The organism is Methylophaga sp. UBA4204, assembly GCF_002379485.1.
GTDB lineage: Bacteria > Pseudomonadota > Gammaproteobacteria > Nitrosococcales > Methylophagaceae > Methylophaga.
Window position 1 is genome coordinate 5,755 of sequence record NZ_DFTU01000038.1, and the last position, 7,225, is coordinate 12,979.

General features: G+C 46.4%; 9 protein-coding genes. All 9 read right to left on the reverse strand.

Annotated elements, in window-relative coordinates; translation table 11 throughout:
• On the reverse strand, positions 1 to 1,021 hold a 1,021-nt coding region (gene nagZ, locus B3182_RS05570; RefSeq protein ID WP_292751905.1), incomplete at its 3' end, for a beta-N-acetylhexosaminidase.
• A gap of 9 nt (positions 1,022 to 1,030) precedes the next feature.
• Positions 1,031 to 1,516 carry a L,D-transpeptidase gene (locus tag B3182_RS05575; protein ID WP_292355930.1) on the reverse strand — a complete coding sequence of 162 codons (486 nt, stop codon included), beginning with the start codon at positions 1,514 to 1,516 and terminating at the stop codon, positions 1,031 to 1,033.
• Positions 1,517 to 1,545: 29 nt separating this feature from the next.
• Positions 1,546 to 2,562, reverse strand: coding sequence for a vWA domain-containing protein (locus B3182_RS05580; protein ID WP_292355932.1), 1,017 nt, complete (start codon positions 2,560 to 2,562; stop codon positions 1,546 to 1,548).
• An 80-nt stretch (positions 2,563 to 2,642) separates the two neighbouring features.
• Complete coding sequence (locus tag B3182_RS05585) at positions 2,643 to 3,581, reverse strand: VWA domain-containing protein (RefSeq protein WP_292403270.1); 939 nt, start codon at positions 3,579 to 3,581, stop codon at positions 2,643 to 2,645.
• Entirely contained in the window at positions 3,578 to 4,117 is a 540-nt protein-coding gene (locus B3182_RS05590) for an MxaK protein (RefSeq protein ID WP_292355936.1), read from the reverse strand. The genes B3182_RS05585 and B3182_RS05590 overlap by 4 nt, the downstream gene beginning before the upstream one ends.
• A complete protein-coding gene (locus tag B3182_RS05595; protein WP_292355938.1) occupies positions 4,110 to 5,126 on the reverse strand; it encodes a VWA domain-containing protein in 1,017 nt (338 codons plus the stop codon). Before B3182_RS05595 ends, B3182_RS05590 begins: the two co-directional genes overlap by 8 nt.
• Complete coding sequence (locus tag B3182_RS05600) at positions 5,123 to 5,962, reverse strand: hypothetical protein (protein WP_292355940.1); 840 nt, start codon at positions 5,960 to 5,962, stop codon at positions 5,123 to 5,125. Before B3182_RS05600 ends, B3182_RS05595 begins: the two co-directional genes overlap by 4 nt.
• Before the next feature lie 11 nt (positions 5,963 to 5,973).
• On the reverse strand, positions 5,974 to 6,858 hold the full coding sequence (locus B3182_RS05605; protein ID WP_292355942.1) for an MxaS protein: 885 nt from the start codon (positions 6,856 to 6,858) through the stop codon (positions 5,974 to 5,976).
• A 12-nt stretch (positions 6,859 to 6,870) separates the two neighbouring features.
• Positions 6,871 to 7,225, reverse strand: a 355-nt coding sequence (locus tag B3182_RS05610) for an AAA family ATPase (RefSeq protein ID WP_414683338.1), incomplete at its 5' end; no start/stop codon positions are given.

Sequence of the window (7,225 nt, forward strand, 5' to 3'; positions counted from 1 at the left end):
CAGGTGCATAGTTGGCAACGGAATAAACTGCCTGTTTCCATTGGTCGCTGGCCATTAGCGTTTCGCGGTCAATCGGGTGACGACCATGCAATCGAACCAGACGCATATGTCTTAGCGGATCGGCATCACATTTAAGGTTATCCAGCACACTTTCAACTTCTGAGGGGTTATTGCAAAGTAGCAACAAGTCACAACCCGCAGCTAAAGCAGCTTCTGCACGAGCTGTACTATCTCCCATAATGGCAGCACCTGCCATACTCAGATCATCACTGATTACTGCACCCTGGAAGCCCATACGCTTACGCAGAATTTCCTGGATCCAATAGGGTGAAAAGCCAGCCGGCAAACTGTCGCATTTTTCATAAACAATATGTGCTGGCATGATGCCCGCCAAGGTTTGTGAGCAAAGTTGCCTAAATGGCAGCATATCAGCCTGCCACATATCTTCCAGATAGCGTGTATCGATCGGCAGACCTGAATGCGAGTCGACTTCCACGGCACCATGACCAGGAAAATGTTTACCAACAGCTGCCATGTAAGCCTGTTTCATGCCGCTGATATAAGCAGCAGCCAGTTTGGTAACCGCTTGTGGATCCCGATGAAATGCACGATCACCAATCACTTCACTGATGCCGTAATCCAGATCCAGAACCGGTGCAAAACTGAAGTCCACTCCCACGGCACGAAGTTCTGCCGCCATTAACCAACCGGTTACTTCGGCTTGTTTAAGGGATTGTTGAGGATGTTGCATGTAATGCTGGCCTAACGTGCCAACAGGTGGAAGCCGGCTGAAGCCTTCACGAAACCGTTGTACCCGTCCACCTTCATGATCCACAGCAATGATGAGATGTGGTTGACGTATTGCGTGGATTTCAGAAGTCAGTGCAGCAATTTGTTCCGGAGATTCATAATTACGGCTGAACAGGATGACACCGCCAACCAATGGATGTTGAAGAATTTCTCTTTCTTTCTCACTGATCGTTACGCCGATCAGATCCACCATCAACGGGCCTAATGTCATGTAATTACCTTATTCGTGAATGAGGACTTTCAAACCGGGTTTGACCAGATCAAACAACGTCAGCAAATCCTGATTGTGCATGCGGATACAACCGTGGGATTTAGCGATGCCCATTGGCTCGCTATCCGGTGTGCCATGTATGTAAATATAGCGACGCATTGTATCAACATTTCCCAGTCGATTCCTGCCAAGTTCCAGTCCGCTTAACCAGATTATGCGCGTTAAAATCCAGTCTTTATCGGGAAATTGTTTCGCCAGCAGTGGTGAAAAAATTTCACCAGTAGGCCGTCTGCCACGAAACACGGTATTAACCGGTTGCCCCTCACCAATACATGCCCTGATTATATGCCAGCCTCTGGGAGTGCATCCTGAACCTTCCTGTTCACCGGGTCCATTTAAAGCCGTTGAAACAGATGCAGAAAACAGCACCTTGTCATCCCTTATTAGCTGGCAACGCTGCTGAGACAGAGAAATGTCGAGAAAAAGATTTGTCATGGTTAGATTTAAATTCAACCTGCTATTGGTCAATGACGTGTCGAACGATACGCCCGCGATACACCAAACCAAGTGTATATCTGTGATGCGGTCAGCAGCAACAAACCCACCATTGCTACCCATAGGAAATAGTCTGCCAGTGATTCACGCGGCATTTTGCGTTCGACTAGTAACGTCTGATAATGCTGTTGATCAATATTCTTCATGGCTGCTGCAAATTCATCGAGCGAACCAGCCTCAAAAGCCTGATAAGGAACCGACAGGCTTTTGAAAAAAGTATGTAAATGTCTTTCCGGTGCTCCCTGCCAGAGCACGCTTTCACCGGGCATTTCGTCAAGCGTCATGCCACTGACGGAACGCAGATAGATCCAATATAAACTGAGATTATTGTCCTGTAATATCTGGCTAATCCGTTGTTCCTGCTCAGCGGATAAAATTTGTCCTCCATCGGAAATCAACAACACAATTCGCGCTCCCCGATAGACTTCTCCATCAAACATTTCACCTGCTTTTTTTAATGCCACAGAGATATCGGTTTTGGTCAATCCGCGGCCTAACCCTCCTGCTTCAATAGTGGCCAGTGTGGTTTCCTTACTGTAGGTTAATGGCAAAATTCCGCTTGCCTGTTCACTGAAAAACACATAGCCAAAACGGTCATCAGGACGACTGGAAACAAACTCGGTCAAATAATAACGGGCAACACTGCGCTTGCTTTCCTTGAAATTCATTTTAGTGGAGAGACGATAGGTGTGACGGCGAGCAAAAGGCTGATCCATACTGCGACTGCGATCCAGCAAAATAATGACTTCTGCTCCCTGACCACTGCGCTGCACCGTATGTTCAGGGATATGTGGTTCTGCAACCGCCATGAGTAATGCAGCAATCACAATCGATGTCATTACACGCAGTGTATAACCCATAACTGTGGAAACAGTATCGTGAGGTAATAATGATTCCCAGACAATTTGCTTTTCAGTATTACGACTTACCCACGGCAGCAGCACCAGTGGCAATAAATAAAGCAGATATGGATGTGACCAACTCATGCTTTACAGACAATCAAACAGGTTAGAGAAGTTTCAATATTGAAATTCCATTTCGCCTGATAAAAAAGGTAAACTCCAGCTTACTCATGCTGTTTGGTGAACAGACTGTAAGGTAAAAATACCAGAAGCAGTAAAATTAAGGCGATTGATGCCAACCAGACAAACAAATCATATTTGACCGGTTGCTGCCGGGTGTCAGAAATTTTCTGCATTTCTTTGATCAGTTTCTGTGGGGATGTTGGTGAAGAAATAAACTCAAAGCCAACCCGTCTTGAGACCGTTTCCATATGAGACTTCTTCTGCGAAGATAAATGTTCTGTCCGCGGACGGTTATTATTGAGCTCGGCCGCATCTCCTCGACTTGATGCGTACACATCTTTATGCATAACCTCGTTGATCTCCCAATATCCCTCTATTTCACCAAACTCATTGGTTTTTGGAATAGGCACCAGATCACTCCCCCCAATACCGACGATCACTCCAGGTACTTCGCCTGGTGTGTCAGTGAATTTGGGAAAAAGTGTTTCATGAACCGGTGGCGCTTCATGACCATCAGTTAAAAATACAACCGTTGGCTGTGGGGTAATTTCTTTAGCCTGACGAATCGCTGTATAGAGCGCTTTGGATACTTCACTGGAACGAGCCCACGCCATCGTTGGATGAAATTGAGACAGCATCTGCATCAGATCATGATAATTGGCACAGACTTCAACGGGCGTCATCAGAATCAGGCTGCGAGCTTCACTGAAAATTGCCAGGCCGGCATGAGAACCACATGGCATACTCAAAATTGACTGACGGGTATATTCCTTGGCCCAGTCCAGTCGAGTAATGGTTTCACTGCCAAAGCTAACATCTTCCACGTTCATACTGTCGGTTATATCAATGACAAATAGACTGTCCATCACCTCTATTTCGCGATCCACCGGAGGTAACCATAGAGCCGCCATAATCATTAACAGACTGATCAGCATGACCAGAGCTGTTAAAAATATACGTTTAGGATAACTCAGCCTCATGGTAAATCAACCTTGAATGCCTTGGTTTCAATACTGCGCTCGCTGTAGATCTCCTGCTTTTTAAAATTACCATCTACTTCAGGATCTTCTGGCACTAAACGCAGTGCTACCTCAAGATTAAAGCGCGCATCCCAGAAATCCGGCTGTTGTTTCAGAGCACTGCGATAATCCTGTTTAGCTAATTCAACCAGTGGAATCATTTGCGGATCATTGCCATCCATTGCTATCGCTTCACGTAAATTGATGTTGCCACGATTGAAATAGGCAGCAGGTAACAACTCTGTTTGCTGGCTGCCAAGAACCAAGGTGTATTGCTCTAAAGCTGCATCGTTCTCGTTTTGTTCAACCAGATAGCTGCCTTGTGCAAAATGTGCCCGAGGATGCTCCGGAATCGTTTCATATTGTTCGGGAGCAATGACAAAAGCTTCAACTCTTTTTTGCTGCCATAACTGCCAACTTGATAACAACATCACACCAATGCTGATAACAAAAATCGACAGCAACACCCAGCGTAATAATTTTAATGTGTTACTCATGTGCTTTTCGAACTCCCCAGTAACTATATAGATGTGAACTTGCCAACGGCAGCATGGCAAGCAACGCTAACCATAAAAACCAGTCTGCCTTGGGTTCGTGCGGCACCAGCTCTTCGACAATCAAGGTCTGATATTGCTGTTCGTCAATTTCATCCATCGCCGCAGCAAACTCTTCCAATGATCCAGCTTCAAATGCCCGATAAGGAATGCCAATACTTTTAAAGAACTCATGAACTTTACGCTCGGGCAGATCGGTATAGAGAATATTGTCATTTTCCGACGGTTCCAGCGTCATGCCTTGTCTGGCTTTGAGATAAATCCAGTAAATACTAAGATTCATCTCCTTGTAACGTTTGGTGATTAATTCCATGGCTTCATCGGTCATTAACTGACCACCATCAGAGACCAGTAAAACAATTCGCGAACCACGATAGGGCTGATCCTCAAACATTAAAGCCGAATTCATTAACGCATCAGCCAGGTTGGTATCGGATAAGCCCTTACCTAAAGAATTTGCTTCAATCGTATTGAGAATAGCTTCTTTACTATAGGTCAGTGGTAACAGATTGATCGAATTCGTACTGAAGAAAACAAAACCAAACCGATCATCGGGACGTTTTTTTACAAACTCAGTCAGATAGGTTCGTGCAACCCGACGTTTGGAATTGTCGCCTGCAACAGAATAATTAGCAGCCTGAGTGGTCACAGCAAACGCATCGTCCATACTACGACTACGATCCAGCAGTAATACAATCTCAGCTCCCTCACCAAACCTCTCCACGGTTCGTTCCGGTATAGCCGGGCTGGCAACAGCGAGCAATAAAGCAGCAATAACCACGGAAGACAACACTTTCAACGTCAGGCTAATGGTTCGGGATAACGGATCGTGTGGTACTAGCGCTGTCCAGGCCACCGTTTTATCCAGATTGTTATTAAACCATGGTAATAACACCATCGGTAATAACAAAAATACAAGGGGGAAAGCCCATTCGAGCCCAAACAGCATCATGCCATTTTCTCCCTCGCCCGGCAGGCACGAGCCAGTTTAATCAAACTGTCAAAATCCGCATTCTGCTGAGGTTCCCGGCTGAAATAGTGTGATGCTGATTGCTGATAAAACCTTGTGATCTCTGGCTGTAAATCAGCTAACCACGGACAGGCATCCCACAATTGCTGAATCTGACTGTAAATCACCACCGTGCCGGCACTGTCATTAAATGCATGATGCATAACGCGTGTGGCAGCATCCACGTCTTTATGTCCAAACCAGCGTAATTTGTTCATTGAAAATACCGCTCTAGCAAACGGCAGACGTTTGCCCGGGCGTAAGCCAATATGCCAGACCAGCCATATAAGTGCCGTAATCAAAGCGACGGCAATGGCATATGTTAGTTGTTTTTGCAGCGAAGCAAAGTCTGCAGGAAGTAAACGCTGATCACCACGTAACGGAATTTCCATCGCATTTTCTTCAGTGGCATTCAAAAAAGATCCGGCAGAAAATTCAGCTGACGGAATATCCAGCAATTCACCCGCATTGGTTCTGAGGGTATAGGTGGGAGTCTGTAATGTGCGTGTTTCAGCAGGTACATTAACCAACTGATACTGCAGCTCAAGCACATTATTATTACTTGATATCTGCTGCAGATTAAGCCAAGGCCCATGTCGTTTGTTCAATTGCGGCAAACTGTCTGCATCAATATCGCTGACACTTACCGGCAGAACAATGCTGGTCGTTACAATATCACCAATCAAAAGGCCCCAACTGCGATCAATGTTAATGATCACATCCTGAGCCATGAGCTGACTACTGAAAATAAAACTGATAATGAGGATCCAACGGCGCATTATGTGCATTCCTATGATTTTTTCATGGCGGAGAAATACTGGGTCAATTGTTGTGGGGTGACCTCTCCAGAGACAAAAAGCGGCTTAACGCGATAGCGCATAAAACAGGCCGTCAATTTCTCAAAATGTTCATCCAATTGCTGCTGCCAACGTTTTTTGATACCCGGCCGAATCCATACGCTATGACGTTTTCCGGTCTCAGAATCCCTGGTTTCAGTCCAACCGGCATGTGAAGGCAGATGATCCACTTCATCATGTTGCCAGACGATAGGTATCACCGTGTAATGTGCCAACTTGCGTAAAGTGCGATCCACCAGGTCAATATCACAGCAAAAGTCTGATGCAATAAACACCATGGCTTTAGGGCTGGTAATCAAATCTGCAGCATCAAATAATCCTGCCGCGCCAGGCTCTGAAGGTGGCGCTGCATGAATGATTTTTTCAGCGGCCAAAGCAGGCATACTGCGCTGTCTGGTTGGCATCACTGAAACATCTTTACGCCACATGGCGTCAAATCCAGCCATGGCAAACCGATCGCCAAAGCCAATAGAGCTGTGAGCAATCATATGGGCCAGACGAGCCACCCGTTCATTACTGACACTTGAAACCGACATCGATCGGCTTAGGTCGGCAAGTAGCCATAAGGTAATAGAAGAGCGTTGCTGATAACGGCGAACCAGCCAGCGTTCCTGATTACCTAAAGCGGAATCGGCAATATTAGTGCGTAAACTGGCACGCACATCCAGACGCCGTGGGTCGGGGTAATCAAACAAGTCGGCAAAACCGGCAAAACGATCACCACTTCCCATTGCAGTTCCGTTGTGTGCACCTGGCACATGTCCGAAAACCTTATCTGGAAAGCGGTAGCTAAATTCCTGAGGTTGAATAGGCTTCATGATGAGGCCTGCTTACGGCGTAGCGATATGGTCGCGTAACGCCTGTACAAACTGCGGCATCAACTGCTCACGACGGCCATCATAGACCGGCGACAGGAATACACGATGGGTCAATGATGGCAGTAATACATAATGAATATCGTCAGGCATGACATGGTCACGCCCTTCCAGCCAGGCACAAACCTTGGCCGCACGAACCATCGCCGACATACCACGAACACTGGCGCCGGCAACGACCAGATCCTCTACGTAGACATCGGGTAAGGTAATACCGAGTTTATGAGGTTCCCAGCTGGCATCCCACAGACGTACGACATAGTTTTCAATTTCCGGAGAAACATAGACGCTATTCTGAATATCCCGATCC